General features: G+C 40.4%; 17 protein-coding genes and 1 pseudogene. 6 read left to right on the plus strand and 12 right to left on the minus strand.

Features of this window, described 5'->3' with window-relative positions:
* Nucleotides 1-46 precede the first annotated feature (46 nt).
* Nucleotides 47-1432, plus strand: coding sequence for an MATE family efflux transporter (locus R7P69_RS07815; protein ID WP_238952653.1), 1386 nt, complete (start codon nucleotides 47-49; stop codon nucleotides 1430-1432).
* 84 nt (nucleotides 1433-1516) lie between these two features.
* Here R7P69_RS07815 and nrdG read toward each other — a convergent pair whose 3' ends face one another.
* Together nrdG and nrdD are read right to left on the minus strand one after the other, a co-directional pair.
* Nucleotides 1517-1987 (minus strand): anaerobic ribonucleoside-triphosphate reductase-activating protein, encoded by a 471-nt coding sequence (gene nrdG, locus R7P69_RS07820; RefSeq protein WP_005376213.1) that lies wholly within the window; start codon nucleotides 1985-1987, stop codon nucleotides 1517-1519.
* Nucleotides 1988-2071: 84 nt separating this feature from the next.
* Nucleotides 2072-4192, minus strand: coding sequence for an anaerobic ribonucleoside-triphosphate reductase (gene nrdD, locus R7P69_RS07825; RefSeq protein WP_054575441.1), 2121 nt, complete (start codon nucleotides 4190-4192; stop codon nucleotides 2072-2074).
* A 309-nt stretch (nucleotides 4193-4501) separates the two neighbouring features.
* Here nrdD and R7P69_RS07830 point away from each other — a divergent pair, with 309 nt between their 5' ends.
* Nucleotides 4502-5365: an endonuclease/exonuclease/phosphatase family protein gene (locus R7P69_RS07830; protein WP_005388025.1), complete on the plus strand. Its 864-nt coding sequence runs from the start codon at nucleotides 4502-4504 to the stop codon at nucleotides 5363-5365.
* Nucleotides 5366-5401: 36 nt separating this feature from the next.
* On the opposite strand, the gene R7P69_RS07835 is transcribed toward R7P69_RS07830, so the two are convergent.
* Genes R7P69_RS07835 through R7P69_RS07845 form a run of 3 tightly spaced genes read right to left on the minus strand, consistent with a single transcriptional unit; the run spans nucleotide 5402 to nucleotide 6566 of the window.
* Nucleotides 5402-5842 (minus strand): YeeE/YedE family protein, encoded by a 441-nt coding sequence (locus R7P69_RS07835; protein ID WP_031781165.1) that lies wholly within the window; start codon nucleotides 5840-5842, stop codon nucleotides 5402-5404.
* 14 nt (nucleotides 5843-5856) lie between these two features.
* A complete protein-coding gene (locus R7P69_RS07840) occupies nucleotides 5857-6270 on the minus strand; it encodes a YeeE/YedE family protein (protein WP_372058356.1) in 414 nt (137 codons plus the stop codon).
* Between the two features lie 5 nt (nucleotides 6271-6275).
* The gene (locus tag R7P69_RS07845) at nucleotides 6276-6566 is read right to left on the minus strand and encodes an ArsR/SmtB family transcription factor (protein WP_005376206.1); all 291 of its coding nucleotides are present in this window, start codon (nucleotides 6564-6566) and stop codon (nucleotides 6276-6278) included.
* A gap of 151 nt (nucleotides 6567-6717) precedes the next feature.
* On the opposite strand from R7P69_RS07845, the pseudogene R7P69_RS07850 reads away from it, so the two are divergent.
* From R7P69_RS07850 to R7P69_RS07860, 3 genes and pseudogenes are all read left to right on the plus strand, one after another.
* Nucleotides 6718-6843: pseudogene (locus R7P69_RS07850) on the plus strand (pyridine nucleotide-disulfide oxidoreductase); the annotation flags it as partial.
* Nucleotides 6844-6969: 126 nt separating this feature from the next.
* Nucleotides 6970-8673, plus strand: a complete 1704-nt coding sequence (locus R7P69_RS07855) for an FAD-dependent oxidoreductase (RefSeq protein ID WP_046875440.1) — start codon at nucleotides 6970-6972, stop codon at nucleotides 8671-8673.
* A 439-nt stretch (nucleotides 8674-9112) separates the two neighbouring features.
* Entirely contained in the window at nucleotides 9113-9769 is a 657-nt protein-coding gene (locus tag R7P69_RS07860) for a HEPN domain-containing protein (protein WP_025499129.1), read from the plus strand.
* Between the two features lie 60 nt (nucleotides 9770-9829).
* On the opposite strand, the gene R7P69_RS07865 is transcribed toward R7P69_RS07860, so the two are convergent.
* The 7 genes from R7P69_RS07865 to R7P69_RS07895 are packed head-to-tail and all read right to left on the minus strand — an operon-like array spanning nucleotide 9830 to nucleotide 19167.
* Nucleotides 9830-10660, minus strand: a complete 831-nt coding sequence (locus tag R7P69_RS07865) for a hypothetical protein (protein WP_046875439.1) — start codon at nucleotides 10658-10660, stop codon at nucleotides 9830-9832.
* A 5-nt stretch (nucleotides 10661-10665) separates the two neighbouring features.
* On the minus strand, nucleotides 10666-11106 hold the full coding sequence (locus R7P69_RS07870) for a hypothetical protein (RefSeq protein ID WP_046875438.1): 441 nt from the start codon (nucleotides 11104-11106) through the stop codon (nucleotides 10666-10668).
* The gene (locus R7P69_RS07875) at nucleotides 11107-11739 is read right to left on the minus strand and encodes a hypothetical protein (RefSeq protein WP_226420686.1); all 633 of its coding nucleotides are present in this window, start codon (nucleotides 11737-11739) and stop codon (nucleotides 11107-11109) included. It lies immediately after the preceding gene.
* 23 nt (nucleotides 11740-11762) lie between these two features.
* Nucleotides 11763-14747, minus strand: coding sequence for an ATP-binding protein (locus R7P69_RS07880; protein ID WP_046875436.1), 2985 nt, complete (start codon nucleotides 14745-14747; stop codon nucleotides 11763-11765).
* A gap of 9 nt (nucleotides 14748-14756) precedes the next feature.
* The gene (locus R7P69_RS07885) at nucleotides 14757-15392 is read right to left on the minus strand and encodes a hypothetical protein (RefSeq protein WP_080936791.1); all 636 of its coding nucleotides are present in this window, start codon (nucleotides 15390-15392) and stop codon (nucleotides 14757-14759) included.
* 9 nt (nucleotides 15393-15401) lie between these two features.
* Nucleotides 15402-18167, minus strand: a complete 2766-nt coding sequence (locus R7P69_RS07890) for a molecular chaperone DnaK (RefSeq protein WP_046875435.1) — start codon at nucleotides 18165-18167, stop codon at nucleotides 15402-15404.
* Nucleotides 18168-18204: 37 nt separating this feature from the next.
* A complete protein-coding gene (locus R7P69_RS07895) occupies nucleotides 18205-19167 on the minus strand; it encodes a helix-turn-helix transcriptional regulator (RefSeq protein WP_025591596.1) in 963 nt (320 codons plus the stop codon).
* A gap of 909 nt (nucleotides 19168-20076) precedes the next feature.
* Between R7P69_RS07895 and R7P69_RS07900 the strand changes: the two genes are divergently transcribed.
* Nucleotides 20077-20757 (plus strand): GGDEF domain-containing protein, encoded by a 681-nt coding sequence (locus R7P69_RS07900; RefSeq protein ID WP_080936790.1) that lies wholly within the window; start codon nucleotides 20077-20079, stop codon nucleotides 20755-20757.
* The last annotated feature ends 205 nt before the right edge of the window (nucleotides 20758-20962 follow it).

Consider the following 20962-nt stretch of genomic DNA (forward strand, 5'->3'; position numbering starts at 1 on the left):
AATCATGAGGATAAACTACTCGCATTAATCTTTAAGGAGAAATGCGATGCTCTTAACACGCGAATACATCGATAAAGCATTTTGGCAAAAGCTGATTACGATTGGCCTACCTGTTTCACTTCAGTCCATGCTTTTTGCTTTGCTCGGCGTCGTGGATATTTTCATGGTAAGCCTACTCGGAGAATCTGCAACGGCAGCAGTTGGAGTTGGAAATCGTATCTTTTTCTTCAACCTAGCGGTTGTCTTTGGCCTGTGCGGTGCAGTTACCGTACTTGCTTCTCAATACTACGGCTCAGGAAACCTAGCCGGAATTCGCAGAACGTTGGCGCAATCTTGGTTTATTTCCATTTTGGTGACGCTGCCGTTTATCGTTCTTTATGCGATTTTTGATGAAGAGATCGTCTCTTTTATGTCAGACGATCCTGAATACGTCACTTATGCACGTGATTATCTTGTGGTTACGGGCTTTAGCCTCATTGCTACGGCGATAGTAGTACCGATTGAAGCGGTATTGCGCTCCGTGGGCCAAACCAAACTGGCAACCAACGTTAGTATCTCCGCCATTGTCGTTAACGTCGCGCTTAATTATGTTTTGATTTTTGGTTTATTTGGTTTCCCTCAATGGGGCGTGTTTGGTGCAGCCGTAGGTAGTTTTGTTTCTCGATTTTTCCAAACCGCCGTCTTGATTTATTTTTTCTACAAACGATATGCTTACCTAATTCCGACTAAGTTCGATTGGGTACAAGGCCGCTTAAAACAGTATCGAAAAAAGTACTTTAAGGTTTCTTTACCCATGTTGGTCCACGATGCGCTTTGGACTGGTGGATTGATCGTTTACAGCATCATCTATGGTCAATTGGGCGTTTCAGAACTGGCGATCATCTCATTCTTATCACCGATTGAAGGGGTACTGATTTCAACCTTTATGGGATTTGCGGTCGCTGCATCCGTTCTTCTTGGGAATGATATTGGTGCAACACATTATGACCGAGTCGAGAAAACGGCGTGGTGGTATGTGTTAACCAGCGCAATCTTAGCCACCTTGCTGTTTTTCCTAGTGTGGTTGAGCTCGCCCATGATTCATCACCTATTGGTACTGAGCCCGTTAACCGATGCAGATATGGCACTTAACGTATGTTTAGTCATGGCGTTAGGTATGATTTTGAGGGTGTTTAACATGGTTGGGATTGGCGGCGTACTAAAGAGTGGCGCTGATATTCGCTATAGCATTTTCATCGACACGTTCGGTCAGTGGGCTATTGGCATCCCCCTTACTTATTACACAGGCATGGTGTTAGGGCTGCCTTTGCATTTTGTCTTGATGTCTCTGCTCGCGGAAGAGTTAGTGAAAGGCGTGCTGACGACTTACCGTATTCAATCTAAACGTTGGATAAATAATATGGTTGAAGATGACCAATCGGTGACAGTGTAACCAAAAAGACATTAACGAACTCACACCAAAAGGGCTCACCCGTTATGTACGCGTGAGCCCTTTTTATGTGCGGAGAATGCTTGATTAGATGTCCGTAAAGCGATGAATGATTTGGTTTGAACTGCCACGCCATTCGAGATTGAGGTCTTTCTTATCTTGTTCAAACTTACCATCAATCAAAACATCAATGTATTGCACCACTTCCCTTTGCGCGTCATTCAGTTCCGTCAGCGTGTAGCCTGTCCAAACCCAAATGTCTTTACCTGGGCACTCCTCTCTCACCCTTTTCACTATCTTCAAAATATGAGGCACATTAGCAGGGTGAAGCGGATCTCCACCCGACAACGACAAGCCACGGCGTTTGATACGCGTGTCGTTTAAGTCAGCGATGATTTTGTCTTCCGCTTCTTGCGTGAAAAGTACACCAGAATCCAAACGTTGCGTCGACTGGTTATAACAGCCACGGCACTGATGCACACAACCCGACACAAACAGCGTGCAGCGCGTACCCGGTCCGTTAACAACGTCAATTGGATAGTATTGGTGGTAATTCATAATGCGTCTCTGTGTTATCGCGAAAGAGAAAATCAACCTGTTTAAAGTTGATTTTCAAAGTGTTAAAACGAGTGGTAGTAAACCTTACAGGTGTTTAACTCGGCGCTTCACTTCTTCTTGCTTACCGAAGTTAAACGGGCGTGCATCTGGGCTGCCTAGATAGCCACAAACTCGACGTGTTACTGATACTTTAGTTGAGTCATGGTTACCACAGCTTGGGCAAGTGAAGCCTTTACTTGTACAGTCAAACTCGCCGTTGTAGCCACACTCGTAGCACTCATCAATTGGCGTGTTTGTACCGTAGTAAGGCACTCGGGTGTAACTGTAGTCCCATACGTTTTCTAGTGCTTCAACGTTGCGTTGCATGTTCGGGAACTCGCCGTAACAGATAAAGCCGCCACTTGAGATTTCTGGGTAAGGCATCTCAAAGTCGATCTTGTCGTACGGGTTCACCTTCTTCTCAACATCTAGGTGGAAGCTGTTGGTGTAGTAACCTTTGTCTGTTACGCCTTCAATTACACCGAACTCTTTCGCATCGATTCGGCAGAAACGGCTACATAGGTTTTCACTTGGCGTTGCATATAAGCTGAAGCCATAACCTGTTTCGTCAGCCCATTGATTCACAGCATCTTTTAGATGCTTGATGATCGCGACCGCTTTTTCACGCAAAACAGCGTCATCATAAACGTGCGCTTCTGTACCGAATAGCGCGTTAATTGTCTCGTGTACACCGATGTAACCAAGAGAAATAGACGCACGACCGTTCTTGAAGATATCTGCGATTGAGTCGTCAGCTTTCAGGCGAACACCACACGCACCTTCCATGTAAAGGATTGGTGCAACGCGTGCTTTCACGTTTTCTAGACGCGTGATACGTGTTTCTAGCGCTTTACGAGCAAGACGTAGGCGATCGTTTAGAAGCTCGTAGAACTTCTCTTCGCTGCCGTTTGCACGGATTGCGATGCGAGGAAGGTTCAAGCTCACTACGCCTAGGTTGTTACGACCTTCGTGAATCAACTCGCCGTTTTCTTCGTAAGTACCAAGGAAACTACGACAGCCCATAGGTGTTTTGAATGAACCCGTTACTTCTACTACTTTGTCGTAGTTAAGAATGTCTGGGTACATACGCTTAGACGCACACTCAAGCGCAAGTTGCTTGATGTCGTAGTTTGGATCTTCTGATTTGTGGTTCAAACCATCTTTGATGCCGAATACAAGTTTAGGGAATACCGCTGTTTTACGGTTCTTGCCTAGACCTGCAATACGATTCTTCAGAATCGATTTCTGGATAAGGCGTGATGCCCAGCTTGTACCAAGACCAAAACCGAACGTAACGAATGGGGTTTGACCGTTCGCTGTGTGCAGCGTGTTTACTTCGTACTCTAGAGATTGGAATGCGTCGTAACACTCTTTCTCAGTGCGCGCTTTTGCGAACTCTTCTGGCTCAGCAATGTTCCACTCTTTTGCAATCTCTAGGTGTTTCTCGTAGCTTGTGATTACGTACGGTTCTAGAACCTCATCAATACGGTTGATGGTTGTACCGCCGTAAATGTGGCTCGCGACTTGAGCAATGATTTGCGCTGTTACCGCTGTTGCAGTCGAAATTGATTTTGGCGTATCAATCTCAGCGTTACCCATTTTAAAACCATGCGTCAGCATGCCTTTAAGATCGATAAGCATACAGTTAAACATTGGGAAGAACGGTGCGTAGTCTAAATCGTGGTAGTGAATGTCACCCACTTCGTGCGCTTGAACCACATCGCGAGGAAGAATGTGCGTCTTCGCGTAGTGTTTCGCTACGATACCAGCCAACAAGTCACGTTGAGTCGGAATTACTTTGCCGTCTTTGTTCGCGTTCTCGTTGATTAGATCCAGATTACTTTCTTCAATCAAACCTTCGATTTCGCGAGTTAGTGCACTTTGCTTCTCACGAGCGATGTCGCGATCGTGGCGATATTCAATGTAAGAACGCGCTAGGGCTTTGTAAGGACCTTGCATGAGTTCATTTTCGACTAAGTCTTGAATCTCATGGATGTGAACTTCATCGTGTTCTCTTAACTGTAACTCGACAGCAAGAGCCACATTAAGAGCATAAATAGCGACATCTTTATCTTTGTTTTCCGCTGCTGCTTCAACTGCTGCTTGGATACGATCCCTGTTGAACGGAGCTCTTGATCCGTCGCGTTTGATTACGATTGGTTTCACCTTGTTCTCCTTACCCGAGCATACTCACAGAGTTATCCACAAACACACTATATGGGGTTATTTTTTATTCTAGCAACACAATATATTGTGGCGTATTTAACGAGAAGCACCACTCGAAAACATTGATTTTGATCAATAAAGATTGGCTAGCGAGCAAGAAGAAATCGATCTTATTGGCGTTGATCTCAGTTGCGAAGAAAACCATGAAAATTGCAAAATTGGTACTAAATCTACTTGCTATTTTTGGAGGTCTTGTAGGATAAAGGATGGAAAGGAATACGCTAAAAGATAGGAGTGCAACAGGCCAAAATGCGATCACTTTTTGTTACGTTAATATTACTTTTTAGTTCTCTTTCATTTGCTCAAAACTCCATCAATCTAACCAGTTGGAACATAGAATGGTTATCTATAGATGGTGGAAAAGTGTCGAGAACACCACAAGATTTTGAAAAACTGACCCACTATGTGGATAAAACACAAGCCGACATTCTTGCTTTTCAAGAAGTCGAAAGCGTCGCTGCAATGCAAAAAGCTGTTGGCAATGACTTCACTATCTATCTTTCCGATCGTTCAAACGCCTCCAACCGACACCTTCAGTTTAACGACACCAACCAATACACAGGCTTTGCCGTGCGCAATGGCGTAAGCGTATTAGACACGCCAGACTTCTCTATCACACGAGGCAACAGCAAGCTGCGCTTCGCGAGCTACCTTGTTTTAAATCCAAACCAAGAAAACGAGACTCACCTACTCTCTGTACATCTGAAAGCGGGTTGCAGTGGCGCGTATCGTAATAACCGCGATTGTAAGATAGTGAAACAACAAGGACAGGCACTAGCTAAGTGGATAAAGGCGCGCGAGGACAACAAACAACATTATGTCGTGCTTGGCGACTTTAACCACAACTTGGGTTATCAAGGAGATTGGTTGTGGGACGTGATATCGGACAATACTAGTGCAAAGCTAGTGACTAAAGACACTAAAGCGGAATGTAAAGTGCGTTCTAATCGTAATCCGAATAAAACCCACCAATTCCGCTCGGTGATAGACCACATTATTGTGAGTGGTGATTTAAAGGCGTCGTCTGGTGTTCAAACCGTTTTCAAAACACAAGATGTACTCGACTATAAACTGAGTGACCATTGCCCGGTTTCTACGACACTCACTTTTTAGCGTTTAAGTACTATTTTTAACGTTGAAGTACTTTCTTTATTGACGAACCACTCTTTTAGCGGTGAATGACCCAGCCAACATTGCCACTATAAAGAGCAGAACTTGTGTGTTGCCAGTGAAAAGGCTGGCAACCGCAGGACCAGGACACACACCCAGTAACCCCCAACCAATACCAAACAGTACAGCACCACCGACTAACTTTTTGTCTATCGCTTTAGAAGTTGGGCATACAATCTCATCACCAAACACAGATTCGCTTCTTGGCTTTATTAATAAAAGATAAGCTGGAACGAACACCGCAAGTGCTCCGCCCATTACAAAGGCTAAGCTTGGATCCCATGCTCCAGTAATATCGAGAAAGCCAATCACTTTTGCCGGTTCAGCCATACCAGAGACCACCATACCAATACCAAAGAGCACACCAGAAAATGCAACAACGGACATTTGCTTAATACTTTTCATTACATGAGTTTTCATAACGGCACTATTCCTCACGATACTAGCAAGACGGTTAACATGGCTGTGGCCATAAAAGTACACGTCGCGACCACAGAACGGATTGAGAAACGCCCTATCCCACAAATGCCATGACCACTAGTACAACCATTGCCGATACGCGTACCGACACCGACTAACAAGCCAGCAACGATAACTAAAACAACAGAACCGCTGTACTGTTCTGGTACATGCCCGCCAAGAACATAAACAGCAAACACGCCACCTAATACCATCGCAATTAAAAAAACAATGCGCCATACGCGATCTGCGTTCTCAACGGCACCGTTTAAGATCCCACTGATCCCAGCAGTCTTGCCAGTAAATAGCATCAGTGTTATCGCTGATACGCCAACTATTATGCCGCCCAACAGCGACATCCAAGGAACTTCAAACATAGCAACCGCCAAACTAATTACTTACAGAAAACTTGCTTAAACGCTTCAACCAGCGGACCAACTCTTTCATCAGAAATTGAATAAAATACCTGCTGAGAAACCTTCCTAGCTTTAATGATGTCGTGCTTTCTCAATACGGTGAGATGTTGTGAAAAAGCTGATTGGCTTAATGATGAACCTTCAAACAGTTCACCGACCCCTTTCTCGCCTTCAATCAGCTTACACATCACGATTAGGCGCTCTGGATGAGCCATAATTTTAAGCAGCTCACTCGCTTCGGTCGCACTTTGTAGCATACTGTCGCCCATTCTTATGCCTCTTCATTACTACATTACATTTTATTAGATATTACTAATTAATATTATTAAGTCAATGCTAATGTAGATTAAATAACATTAGACTCAGCTAATTTATTTAAGTAAGGTGTAGGCGTTTTCGATCATTCAGCAGGAGAAATCCATGAGCAAAATCGTGATTATTGGTGGGGTTGCTGGCGGTGCATCTGCAGCAGCTCGCGCTCGTCGTCTTAGTGAAGACGCAGAAATCATTATGTTTGAACGCGGTCCATTTGTGTCATTAGTCAACTAGATGATGGACGACATTTAAAATAGTTTTACATTGCTCTTATTAACATCTTAAAAACAAACAAAAATTCACTTGTTTTTGAGTGTGTTATTGTTTGTTTTTTACTCGCTAAGTTGGAGTGTCTATATGACCAAAATTCTCATTGTCGGTGGTGTGGCTGGCGGTGCATCAGCAGCAGCCCGCGCTCGTCGTTTAAGTGAAAATGCAGAAATTATTATGTTCGAACGAGGTAGTTTCGTGTCTTTTGCTAACTGTGGCCTTCCCTATCACATCGGTGGCGACATCAAAGATCGCAGTAAATTATTGCTACAAACACCAGAAAGCTTTTTAGCGCGTTTCAACGTTGATGTTCGTGTAATGAATGAAGTGATATCGATAAACCGTCAAGACAAAACAGTGACAGTAAAAAATCTTCTTGATGGCTCAGAATATGAAGAAACATACGACTTCCTATTACTTAGCCCAGGTGCAGGCCCTATCGTTCCACCAATTCCTGGTCTGGATAATCCGTTGACTCACTCACTACGTAATATCCCTGATATGGATCGCATCATTAAAACGATCCAGATGAACAAACCAGAGCACGCCACGGTTGTAGGTGGCGGTTTCATTGGTTTAGAAGTAATGGAAGCCTTCCATCAACTGGGTATTAAAACCACTTTGCTTGAAATGGCAGAGCAAGTCATGACACCTGTTGACCGTGAAATGGCAGGTTTTGCTCACGCAGAAATCCGTGAAAAAGGGATCGACCTTAAATTGGGCGTTGCTCTTGAGTCTGTACAATTTATTCCAAATGAACATGTGGCTAGCGTAGATGCAGGTGAGAGTGAGAAACATCAACACTTAGAAGGTGAATTGGAGCTTACGCTTAATAACGGTGAAAAACTAACCACCGATATCCTGATTATGGCTATTGGTGTTCGCCCAGAAACTAAATTAGCAAAAGAAGCGGGATTAGAAATTGGGACGCTTGGTGGTATCTACACTAATGAATACATGCAAACCAGCGATCCTTCAATTTACGCTGTTGGTGATGCAGTTGAAGAAAAAGATTTTGTCACTGGCGAGCAGACGCTTGTTCCTCTAGCGGGTCCAGCCAACCGTCAAGGTCGTATAGCAGCCGATAACATGCTTGGTCGTAGCGAGACTTATCAAGGTACACAAGGTACGGCGATTTGTAAGATCTTTGACCTTGCTGTGGCTTCAACGGGTAAAAATGAGAAACAGCTAAAACGCTCAGGCATTGAATACGAAAAAGTTTACGTACACACCGCAAGCCACGCGAGTTACTACCCTGGCGCTGAAATTGTTTCATTCAAAATGTTGTTCGATCCGAAATCAGGCAAGATTTTAGGTGCTCAAGCAGTTGGTAAAGACGGTATCGATAAGCGTATCGACGTTATGGCTGTTGCTCAGCGTGCAGGTATGACGGTTGAACAGCTACAACATCTAGAGTTGACTTACGCGCCCCCTTACGGCAGTGCAAAAGACGTAATAAACCAAGCTGCATTTGTCGCAAATAACATCATCAAAGGGGATGCGACAGCAATTCACTATGATGAAATGGATTCCTTAACCGAAGACCAGGTGCTACTTGATGTACGTAACCCAGGTGAACTTGAAAACGTTGGTTTTATTAAAGATGCAATCAACATTCCTGTCGACCAATTACGTCATCGTATGGACGAACTTCCAAAAGACAAAGAAATCGTGATTTATTGCCAAGTTGGGTTACGTGGTAACGTCGCGTACCGTCAATTAGTGAACTCAGGCTTTAAAGCTCGTAACTTGATTGGCGGTTATAGAACATATAAATTCGCTCATTTATAATTAGAAATGTAGAAAGCCGAGTAAGCCTCGGCTTTCTCTATAATACCAAGCAACACTACAGTTAAAATAGCATACGACTATCTACCAAATTTTACTATAAGTATCGCCCTAATTTACCTACCAGTTATTAAAACTACTCTTTTGATATGTTACCTTGTCACATGTATTTATTTACAATTGTGCAATTAACGACCTATTAATAAATAGGAGATCCACCTCTACTCTGTAAATTCAAGAGATAAAGTTCAAAACAATTAACTTTTTGAACTTAAGCAAGCTATATATTCTATTTGTAAGTTATCATTGAGCAGAGTGCTTAAGTCAGTAAAAAAATCTTGTTAAGCTCAGTTTTTACCAATCCAATTGGATTTACGCAATTTGATTAAATTTCTGATTTTGGCCTTCGAGAAAAATAAAAACAAAAAATTAAGAGGAACAAATGCTTACTTTTAATACGTTAAAAGAACGTCACCGTCGTGAGCGAAATAGCTATTCGCAATCACTTTCTACTCGTGTGCATCGCTCTCTAAGTTGGCTAAAGAAAGCGGAAGCATGTGAAGATGATGATTCTACATTTACTTTCCTTTGGATAGCTTTCAACTCAGCTTACGCTCAAGATTTTGAACAAAAAGCAAACTACGGTGAGCGTGGCTTGTACCAAGAGTTTTTATCTCGCCTTGTTGAACTAGATTCTGATAACTTGTTAGCTGAAATTGTCTGGCAAAACTACTCAGGTGTAATACGAGCACTGCTCGATAACGAGTTTATTCTTGAAAGCTATTGGAGCTACCATGCGGGACGCATTAGTGAACAAGAATGGAAAGAAGCTCGCAGTAAAGCTAAGGTCGCAGCTAATACAGCACTTGGGCATAACAACACAGCGTCAGTGCTTTCTATCGTATTCTCACGCCTTTACACGCTGCGTAATCAAATAATTCACGGTGGTGCGACTTATAGCAGCTCTGCGAATAGACAGCAATTAAGAGATTGCACCGTGCTCTTGGAAAAGGTTCTACCAGTTATCATCAAGATTATGATGGATGGTAGTAGTGAGCTATGGGGTGACCCTGTTTATCCGTTTATTACTGAGCAATAATATAGATCGAAGCGACATTCTATGAATGTCGCTTTTCTATTTCTGAACATCCAGCTAAAGCTACAACTTCACGACAGATGGTTTAATAACTTTACCTGTCTTGGTATTAACGTAACCATGAAGCATAATCTGGGTGATAGAGCCACTTGTGTTGTGGCTAGAGCTATGTTTTATGTGACACTGAGTGTCAAACGAGTCCCCAGAGCTAACCTCTTGAAGTGCGAACATAGGATAAGCTAAGGTAAAACGCTTAAATAACAGATTGAATAGCGAAATCACATTAGCTATATCACCATTATTTCCGTTGACTGTTTCACTCTTCGCATAATCCCATAGATTAGAAATATTTTTCTCTTGAATCCCACAAGAAATCAAACCTTGAACTGTTGTATCTTTAAAGATTCCAGATAAAGACTGAAGTGTTTGCTCTGACAATCGGCTATATAACTCGAGAACTTGTAGATCATCACGGAAATTATTTCTGTAATACTCAAGCTTCTGGTTTAACTCGGTCACATCATTCTGTAACTGATTCTTCGTCTCTGCTAGTAGTTTAAGATCAGCCTGTAGTTTCACAACCAACAGATCCTTATCCCCATTTTGTTCAGAAAGTTGCTCAACCCTAACTCCAGCCTTTTCTTTAGCTTCTTTCTCCATACAAAGCAAAGACTTTAACTTATCAATAAATTGTTTCAAGTCTTCGTTCTCACTCTCAACCTTTTGTAGGCTCTCTTTCACACACTCTAATTCAGAATCATCAAAACTGGATACTTGTTCAGTTTCTAACGGTGGCTCTACGCAATCATTTTTTTCAACAACTATCTCACGCACCTTTGCTCGCACTTTTTCATCATCCAGAGCCTTTAATAAGGTTTGAATATTAATATCCATAGCACTTACCTACGTCCGTAATCTCTGGTTTTTTTTCGATAGAAAGCTTGAAGGCTCGTTCCATCTGAGAGTTCCTCCATCTCCGATGTGTCAACGGCTTTTATAGGTGCAGTATATGGAATTGGTGTTTCAATTTGGGGATAACTTGCTACAGCAGCCCCAGGAAAGATTAACTCTTCTGTAAGCCAACCAATTTCTTTTACAGAGTTAACAAAGCTATCTGAAATACTTATATCAGAGTCAACCTGGAAGCTCTTATCGTCCGAAATAATCACTAAAGCTAAGGTTTCATTATCAACGTACTCAATCTTATTCTTGAAAATATCCCAGAAGTTTTCTTGAGGAACAGCCATTTCACCAGCAAATAAAATAGGTTCAAGCTCACCGCCAATCACTCGGTTTGCTTGAACTCGATTCTTCTTTGCCTGAATGATAAAGTCAGACATTTAAAATTTTAACTCCATAACCTTGTCTTCGATTTGTTCAGTCGTAAGCTCAGGCTCAAGTTTTTGATATGCTTCAACTAGGGCGCTGGCATGCTTATGGCTCTCATCAATGCTCAACTCATCTTTTAAATACAAGCTGTAGTCATCAGTATTGAGGTTTTTCTCTTTATACGCCTTAATCGTACCAATAATTTCTTTCGCTTCTAAATCTAGTGCGGCAACTGTTGCCATAAATGATGGACTTACAACAGTATCAAGTTTCTCATTAATACCTTTTAAGGTGATAGAAGCACCAATAGATGATCTCGCCAATTTCTCGGCATCACTAAGGTTGTCGAATTTTTCTTTGTCAATCACCACATCATTTCTTAAGTGGTCGATATATTCACTTATTGAGGCAAAATCATCGGGAGTCTTCTCACTCAGCATTGCTTTCTCACCAAGTTCTTCCATGTTCTCTTCAGGACGGATAATACCTAGAGAAATACCCACATTTTTTACCGCCTCTCCTACTTTTTCAGCCAGGTTGACCCCTAAGCTAGCAATAGATGCCGCAACATTGGCAATCCCTGAGCCTATTTTCGATACAGCATCACCAATTGCACTACAGGCACTACTTACAAAACTGCTCACGCTACTCCAAAAACCCATAATTCCTAGCCTCTCACTTTGATATCTTTTCTGAATTCATCTCGCTGATACATTGAAATGCGAGTTTCGCTATCTTCATTTAAGCATGAGAGGAAGTCATACAATGTACCTTCTCGGGTCTCTTTATCTTTTGCACTACTTGGGTTATAGCAACATAAAGAAATATATTGATACATAAACTCCCAGCCAAACTTCTCCAAACATTGAATAAGTCTGCGTCTATCTTTTTCTTTGCCTAACGTGTCATACCAGGCTTCTGCAATTTCACCATGAAGAAACTTTTCCACGTCATCAGTAGAAGGCTCCTCTTCTAATAGCTCTAAGCCCTGAATTAAACCTGACTTATAATTCTTTGCATAGTAAGCAAGAGCAAGTTGACTAATGTCACTAGGAGACACATCTTTTTCATTGGTCGTACTAACAAGTTCTTTGATCTGAACTTGAAGCGGTTTGCTCATACCTGAACTGGATAATATCACTCGGCCAGGTTCAAGGTTGGATAGAAAGTCTTTCTGTTCATCAGAAAGAGCCATCGTATTACCCACAGCTTCTTTGTCATCTTTTGCGAAAAGCTTATGAATGATCTTTGTGTTGGTATTTTTTAACACTTCTGGTGTGAGTTTATTTGGAATTTGGTCTACGATAATGAGTGATTCACCATACTTACGAACCTCTGCCAACATATCGGCAAACGCTTCAACACCTTGTTTCTTATTCTGGCTATCTCCTGGTTCAAATTTCGATAACAATCGGTGCGCTTCTTCGATCAAAGTAATGTGACGGAACTTCTTTCCTTCACTCTGATACTCATAATAATTAGCTCTAATCGCTTCATTTAAGTTAGCTAGCACAAAACCCATAACAAGCGACTTTTCACTTGGATTGCGAATTTCTTCAAGCTCTAAAATCACATTTTTAGTCGCTAAGTCTTTAAAGTTAATAGAGCGAGGGGTATCTAGCATTAGCCCTTTTGAACCAATAAGTAAACCTTGCAATCTAGCCTTAATGGAGCCTATATAATCTTGTTTCAGCCTGTCATCAAATCCCTGTTCCATAACGACTTGTTCAGTCATAGCAATCAGGTCGCTCAAGGTAGGGAACGCATAAACACCTGGAGCGAACGGATCATCAAATCGCTTGTTCTTAGACGTCGCAATATTCCAACCTTTATTCTCGTAGCTTCTATAGATTGAAGTTTCTATTAACTGAGGTATTGCCGCTTCCATATCAAAAGCAGATTCGATACTTGCTTTGATCATATCAACACGAGAAGTAATGTTTTCGTGCGGAAAAAACTCAAAAGGATTCAACCTGAAGGGGGCAATATTATCGTTACCAAGAGTAAAAATAAGAATGTTTTTGTTCTTCTTGGTTAATACCCGATACTCTGTTTTTGCAGGTTCTATTACCAAGAATGGCATTTTTGCTGACTCAAGTAAACGATGACAAGTCGTTGTCTTACCACTACCCGTAACTCCAGCGATAAAGGTGTGCTTATCAAGCTCTCTCTTGTCTATATTGACATCGATATTTTGATGTAAACCACTTTTCACTAGATTACCTAGATAGAGTTGGTTTTCATTTTCGATCTCTGAACTCACATTCAAACCAAACTCGACTTCTTCTTTCAGTGTTAAGCCGACTATCTCTTTTTGAGGCAAACCTGCAACTACACTCAACTCATTAGTTGACAACCAATTACACAAATAACGATTAAATGGCTTTCTAGAAAAAAGTAAATCTAGTTGCTGTTCATTGCTAATACTTCCATCAAGCGAATCCTTATAATTTTTTTTAAGCATGGGGAATTGGAAATTCTTTACTGCATTTAGCTCATTTGGATTGGCTACGTTCTTAAACGTTAAAGGTGATTTATTTATGTCCTCACCAGAAAATATAGATCGAGCTGTATTCCCAAGTTTTAGTACACTTGCTATCGAGTCAGAAAAAAGGTAAACATTAGATAAATAAAGGCCTTTATTTTTTCCAACCTGTACGCGTTTCAATAATACCTCATCAATATAGGTAAGCCATTCTTGTATTGATTTATCACCATACTCTCGTGACTCGCTTGATGACCTGCCTTTTTGATTTGATGTATTGCTACCCACATTTTTAGCAATTGATTTTGAAGTCGTTGTCCCTTTAGTTTTCGCTTCAGAACCATTTTGATGTTTATGATGGTCAATTTCAGCAGCGCTTCGTGAGGTTTGCTCGCTGCTACCAGTTTTGTTTGTTCCAGTAGTTATTGTTACTGATTTCCCTGTATTCTTAGTAATACTAATTCCGTCATTTTCCCCTGTTGAGGTAGTGTCAGTTGATCCTTCCGACGTGCCTTGAGTCGTTGAAAAATTATCGCCATCCTGAACACTTTTTTTCGATAGAGGCAAAAGCTTGTTGTAAATACTATATAACTGGCTCTCTATCTGATTGATTTCTCGTAGAGATAGAGGATCTGCCATTACCATCAAGCAGAAATTATCACCATTCATAATATCAACTAGGCGGTCAACCCCTTGGAATTGTTCATTATCTTCATGAACACTCGGTACTCCGTCTAACTTTGCTATATGAGCATACGACTCTATGGTGCTTTTTACTACGACACGCTCTACTTTATCTAGGCGCCTTACAACACTACCTCTAAAGTTACCTTCGAGTGAGGGCTTTAGAATTGATTCGCCTATATCATCAACATCAAGAACTAATTCACCTTTGTATTTTTTATCCTTAGCTATACCAAATAAGAAATTGACCTTTTTACCATCACTTAACAGAACATAGATGAATATAACCCCTTCAATGCTGAGTGAACTCAATACATTCTCAAACGCTTCTTTTCTCGGCGAGTCTTCATCAAAGGTGACTTCTTTTATGTGATATAAAGTAAAGTCATGGTCATTAAGCCAGGTTGGTTTCTCTAAGTATTCTCTGGATTCAACTTTATGCTCTGCTGTTCGAATTAGTTCTGCTAACGCTTTGTCTGACATCATAAATCCTTAGCGTAAATCCATTACAGCATCTTCTGCTTCTTCCACACTCATCGTTGGATTGGCAGTCTGATAAGCATTAACGAATACATTACTATGTCGGTGAGTATCCTCAATACTCAAAGAATTACCCAAATACTTTTGAACATCATCTGAATTTAAACCACTTGATTCATAAGATTTCACAAGGGCAATAACGACTGTCGGATCGATATCAAGCTCACTGATAGCGTTTAAGAATGGAATCGAAACATCTGCTTCCAATGCTTGCTCCATACCTTTTACGGCAATTGCAACACCAACAGCTTGACGTGTTATTACATCAACAGCATCAGTGCTAAGGTTTTCTTCATCAATGATTACATCATTTCGCAAATAATCGATGTAATCATTGATCTGTTCGAAATCTTCTGGCGTCTTTTCCGCTGCCATTGCCTTCGCGCCAAGCTCGTCAGCACGTTCGTTAGGTTTTAATACATCAGCCACCAGGCTGATGGCCTCTACTGTATTTACAACTTTCGGCAAGTTTTTACCAACAACTTCAATGACCATCGGGGCATACTTGGCAATCATGGGACCAATGCTAGATGCAATCTTGGTAATTGTTGTAATAATACTTGGGATCAGGGTCGGAGGAACAATCATTCTTTTACCTTATAGCTCAATACGTTGAATTTCGTTTAGGTATTGCTCTTTAACAATATCTGCTTCATTTGCCACGACATACTCGATTGCGGTTGGTGATACTAACTTAATATAAACAAGAGCTTCTTCATTCGTTACATCAAGCTTAACTACTTTCTTTTTAATGCTACTGTCACCTATCGACATCTGACCAGTGCTTGAACTTGGCTGTTCCGTAAAGAAGATTTCAAACGTGTCATAATAAGCATCTATGAAGTCATACCACTGATTTAACTTCATCTCTCTATCGATTAGAGGCTTGAATTTTTTCTTACGACTTTCACCCAGGTAGTATTTGAAGCGAACATCTTCATCTGCAATGTTATGATCGACAACTTTTACGCTGCCACCATCACGAGACTCGATAAGACCAAATGCAACGCCAGTTTTACCCGTAGGCTTCTCAACATCATTCTTATCAGTCCCTAAAGGAGCAAACAACTCAAAACGGCTTTCATCTTCAGATACGCCCATGTCTTGGTGCTGTATAGCTATATGTTTTTTAAATAGAGTATTTACAAAGCTTGACTGACTAGAATTACCAGCAAGGAAAATTTTCACATTATCGATATCTGTTAATGTAAGCCGACTGTTACTAAATGCCAAGCGTAACGCATCAAAGAAATTCTCAACTCCTCGTTCAATACGATCTGACAAGATTTGATTCAGCTCTTCTAAATCAATATCTAGAGCAAAAGCAGAGTGTCGAACACCATTAATATCTGTCAACGTCACTGAAAGCTCACCAGACGCATCGAATGAAAAGTCCTCATGCTCTTCCCAGAATGGACGTAAAGCAATACAAAGTTGCTTGGTGTTCATTCTTGCTTCTTGGGAGTTACTTAGGAGCTGCTCACTGCCTGCAAACGCATCTCTTTCTGGATGTTTTTCAAACTGAATGCCTTTTTCAAGCAGAGCGCTCTTGTTCTTTTTAAATACTTCAAAAGCAAGAAGCTCCAATAGGTTTTCTCCTCCTAAGAACTTGTCACCACCCGCACCAAAGTGTTCAATCACGTAGTCAAAGCGTCTTTTATCTTTGCGATCTGTTGGTTCGCTGTAGATGCCAAAATCAAAGTCTGTCGTGCCACCACCGAAATCAAATACGCCATAAAACACACGCTCATCACCTTCTGGATCAAAACCGTACTGTTGTAAAGCAGTCAATGCATAAGCAGCAGGTTCACTTGCACCTTTAGTCACAGTGACCTGGTTAATCGTTCCTTCGCCAAGTTCAGCAGGAAGCGACTTCTTAAGGCCTTTTTCAAAACTCTCGATAATCTTGTCACGGATTGGCATTTCATACGTGACAGGGAAAGAGAGAATGTAATCCATGAAGATACCGTTATTGAGGTTATTAATATACAAACCTAGGTAATAGGCATAGATTTCAATTGGGTTGAAATCATCATCTTTTAACTCAAGAAATGGAGGTAAATCGATAACCTTTCCATTCTGACCTACGATCTTGAGTTTTCTATTTTTATCACCCGCCCACTGCTTAATTTCATCTAAGAACGTGTTGAATTTGCTTGACTCACTACCTTGCATGGAGTTTTGTGCAGTGTGAGATATTGTTAGATCTTTCCAACGTGTATAAGGTTTGTTTGCTTTAGCGTTATAGGCACTCGTAAAGGACTCTAGATTGATAAACTCCATGATGGTTGGGTTTTCATAGTGATGAGAAGCAATCTCTTTACTAAGGTCACCAGTACCAATACGCATCGGGTGAATATTGATGTTATCTTTCTGATATACAACTACTGTGCTTTTTGTACCGAAGTCAATTGATACCACACCATCATTAATGCTTGTTTTTGGATCTCGTGCAACTAGCTTGGTTGGTAAATCGACGGTAATAGAAGCACTAGTATCTATTTCATCTTGCCACAATGACCAATGACCCAACTCGGTATCATCAAGGATTTTCTTATGGTAAGGGCTAATATCAGCCCGTATTGTATCTTCAATAAGAAGCGAATTAACTACCTTCTGCGTTACTGCCCTACCTATTACTTCATCAGCAATATTTGTATACTTACTGAAAAGGCTCTTATCTCCAAGATGGAATATCTTTAATAGGGTTAGATAATCTTCATTATTTTTAAGCTCTACGAACTTAAAGCCGCGCTTGAGAATCTCAATAAATAGTTCTCTATTAGTCATTGCTTTAACATCAGACGATAGGAATGGAATTGGCATTCCAAACGCACACTCATGGAGCTTATTATGATCACACAGAAAACCCGAGACATGATCATTAAGATCATACAATGCGCGGTTATATTGATATGGCCTACCATTAAATGTTTCAAACGGAACACTACTTAGAGTAGTTAGACTTAACAACTCTTCTTTGTTTGGGATTGACCACTCATTGATTGGATCTAAAATTATGTTGTTTATGTCATCTTCAACATAACTTAATTCTGTCCCTGCATCATAATCCTTAAAGAAAGACGGCTCTGACTTTATAAACCAAAAGCCAAGTACCGACTTATCAAAATATATGTCATTATCTAAACTGACCCAGCGTTCTGCTGACATTTCGTTCTGAACAGACTTGTAGCAGCGATTGAGTAGTTCGAGTATAGGACTAAAAGACTTTGCTTTCTTTAGAAACAGTTCTATATCTCTTTTCAAAATTGCCTGAAATGTTCGATCAGTTTCATCGAATAAACCTAGCTTTTCTGACAGTTCAGGAGTTAATCCCCATTGAGATACAAGTTTAGTATTCATATTTGTTCTCGTTTTAGTTTTTTAAACAGTTAACAGATTAGTTATCGATACTTGTTAAGCACACATCCCAAATATTTTCTTTGAAGCCATCTAACCAATGCTGGAGTTGCTTCGAACGAACTACTGTCGCAAACACGTTATAATGTTTGTCTGACTCAGTAATAGTTTGATCTGTGGACAATGGTGTTTCGGTAAGATGGAAACCAGCTTCCTTTGTGATAGAGAACGACAGAGAGCACTTCTCCCCTTCACCAAAACGAAACCTGCCATCAGCATCATACTGACTTAGCTTGAATGTTTTGGGGCGCTCAAATGTGAACGTCGAACTAGCCGCTTTTGTAATTCTATGAATGGCTAAACTACGCTCATTATCATATCCATCAAAACGACAAACAAGGTAAAGTCTATGCCCTTGTTGCGCTAACCCCAAGGGCATCACTATTCCTGACTTATGTTCTTGTCGAGCATTATAGTACTCGATGTTTAATAGACGATTATGATAAAGCGCGTTGCTAATTTCTTGAAAAACACAGGAGTCAATTTTAGGTGGAAGTAAAGGTTGAGTTTCACTAACAACAGCAACTTTTTTTAACCACTGACGCTCCTTACTATTGATTAAGCTAGGATTAAGTTGGTATTTAGCTTCTTGGAAGAACCCATCAAGTGACGAAAGTAAGTTAGCTGGTAGAAGATGCGTCAAATACTCTTGGGACAATGCCAACAGTAGCGCTTCTTGAGGTGTTAGGTTTTGTAACGCCAGACTTTCACTGTTTCTATCCCACCGATAACCATATGGCTTACTACGATCATCGCGCACAATATCAAAATGTTCGCAAAGCATCTCCAACGTCCGTTGGACACTTCGCAAATCACGTACTAAACCTATCTGACACAGTTGTTCATGTAGTTCTTTTGCTGTAGTTTGATGAAATTTAGGAATACGCTTCAAAATTTCAAACGCAATTACTAAAGATTCTTGGGTGCTTGCTCGCTTAGCCATCTGATCCAACTTGTATAGAATATGATGATTCAAAAGATATCCGACTCATTGTGAGGTTCGTGAACACTACGCGTGAAACGGATAAATTTCATACAACACATTGATTTTTTTATTTATAATTCTAAATATTAATACGCTTTTTGTTCTTTTTATGCAACTATGAGTTCGCCACTTCGCCTGGCAATTCAACAAAATGAAGAGTACATCAACTTCTGACATAATGTGTCGTATATAACCTGGCCAGGTCCCCTTAATCTAATTCAGTTAATATCGAGCAATGTGCATATATCCAAAAAAACGCTAAATGAAAAGCAAACCATTGCCATTTTAAAGGGAGCGAAAGAAGGTATTTCAGCCCGAGCGCTTTGCGGCAGGCTTTGAATCTAGGATGGTTTACATACGCTGCACTGGATGCCCTCTGAAGCTCGTCTAAAAGCACTAAAAGAGGAAATGCCAGACTCAAAAAGTTGCTGGTTGAGAAACTGCTAGATGCTGAAGCCCCGAAGATTGCTCTCCATCAAAAGTACTGACCGCAGATGACAAGCTCAAGGTTGATAAAGTCCCCCTAAAAGATATCGCCCTTTCTAAGCAGATAGACTGTCTATTCTTCAGTATTCAACACGTATCAATACGTTATTAAACCACAAGCGAATTTACCTCTTGAACTATCATTAGGCGTAATGGTCAACAAACGAAGACAGAAAAAGTTACATGAACGCAAATCAATCAATATCTCGATATGGATTACAATAAGAATCACCTCCACATAGCTCAGGTTTAGATCAGCTCTCTATGCAAATTAAAATCTGTTATTGATACTTCTGTTGGATAATAAGCAAAACAAATACGACACATTACGACGTAGTACTATGTATTCTCAACGCCTGTGTTAAAACTGATGTTGGGTGAATGATGGTATTTGATTCTATTGAGAGACACGAAGACAGAGTTAACTCTCGCTACGAGAAAACACTGCAAGAAACGATTTTTCATTTAGAGCAGAAAAACAAAGAACTTATGCAAAAAATCACGCGACTTGAATCACGACTTAATCATGATTATCTAACAAAGCTTAAGAGCCGTGAAGCTGCCCTGAACGCTATAGATTCGTCTTTGAAAAACAATGAGATTCATACTATAGCAGTAGTATTTATGGATATGGATAATTTAAAATTAATCAATGATTATGGTGGTCATATCTTAGGTGATGAGGCGTTGAAACTCTTTGGTTCAACTTTAAAATTATTAGAAAAGCCTGCACACTGCATATCCCGTCTAGGAGGAGACGAATTTATTGCGATCTTACCAAATTACACAGAAAGTCAAGTACATGAATGGTGCTTGGCACTAGATGAATTACTTAAACAAACCAACCCACTGAGCTTCAATGCACAAAAAATCAAAGTTACAGTTTCAACAGGATATTATTTATACGACAAGCACTCTGATAACCCAACTAAAACCAGTCAGGATATGATTGAACTGGCTGATTCTTCTATGTATGTGTCTAAACGAGAAAAGTTTACAATAAGGAAAAGAACTCCAACAACACAGACGATTCAACATATAAACAAACCAATAACATATTAGGCCTCGGTTAATAAACTTATTATTATCTTATCAAGATAACATTAAAAATTATGATTTTTATACCTATATTCAACCAAAAATTAAACCATAAAATATAGACACCCATAAGAAAAACAATTTAATTTACAAAAAATAAATAGCATACTAAATAGTGCGTGAAAAATATAAATAGTATTTACTTTGTTATTTGAAAATTTAAAATAAA

It is taken from the genome of Vibrio sp. 661 (genome assembly GCF_033339315.1).
Taxonomy (GTDB): Bacteria; Pseudomonadota; Gammaproteobacteria; order Enterobacterales; family Vibrionaceae; genus Vibrio; species Vibrio alginolyticus.

Coding starts and splice junctions, on each gene's coding strand:
- R7P69_RS07815 (WP_238952653.1), top strand. CDS start 47: ATGCTCTTAACACGCGAATACATCGATAAAGCATTTTGGCAAAAGCTG.
- R7P69_RS07845 (WP_005376206.1), bottom strand. CDS start 6,566: ATGGGCGACAGTATGCTACAAAGTGCGACCGAAGCGAGTGAGCTGCTT.
- R7P69_RS07860 (WP_025499129.1), top strand. CDS start 9,113: ATGCTTACTTTTAATACGTTAAAAGAACGTCACCGTCGTGAGCGAAAT.
- nrdG (WP_005376213.1), bottom strand. CDS start 1,987: ATGAATTACCACCAATACTATCCAATTGACGTTGTTAACGGACCGGGT.
- R7P69_RS07870 (WP_046875438.1), bottom strand. CDS start 11,106: ATGTCTGACTTTATCATTCAGGCAAAGAAGAATCGAGTTCAAGCAAAC.
- R7P69_RS07880 (WP_046875436.1), bottom strand. CDS start 14,747: ATGTCAGACAAAGCGTTAGCAGAACTAATTCGAACAGCAGAGCATAAA.
- R7P69_RS07830 (WP_005388025.1), top strand. CDS start 4,502: ATGCGATCACTTTTTGTTACGTTAATATTACTTTTTAGTTCTCTTTCA.
- R7P69_RS07855 (WP_046875440.1), top strand. CDS start 6,970: ATGACCAAAATTCTCATTGTCGGTGGTGTGGCTGGCGGTGCATCAGCA.
- R7P69_RS07900 (WP_080936790.1), top strand. CDS start 20,077: ATGATGGTATTTGATTCTATTGAGAGACACGAAGACAGAGTTAACTCT.
- R7P69_RS07885 (WP_080936791.1), bottom strand. CDS start 15,392: ATGATTGTTCCTCCGACCCTGATCCCAAGTATTATTACAACAATTACC.
- R7P69_RS07890 (WP_046875435.1), bottom strand. CDS start 18,167: ATGAATACTAAACTTGTATCTCAATGGGGATTAACTCCTGAACTGTCA.
- R7P69_RS07835 (WP_031781165.1), bottom strand. CDS start 5,842: ATGAAAACTCATGTAATGAAAAGTATTAAGCAAATGTCCGTTGTTGCA.
- R7P69_RS07865 (WP_046875439.1), bottom strand. CDS start 10,660: ATGGATATTAATATTCAAACCTTATTAAAGGCTCTGGATGATGAAAAA.
- R7P69_RS07895 (WP_025591596.1), bottom strand. CDS start 19,167: ATGGCTAAGCGAGCAAGCACCCAAGAATCTTTAGTAATTGCGTTTGAA.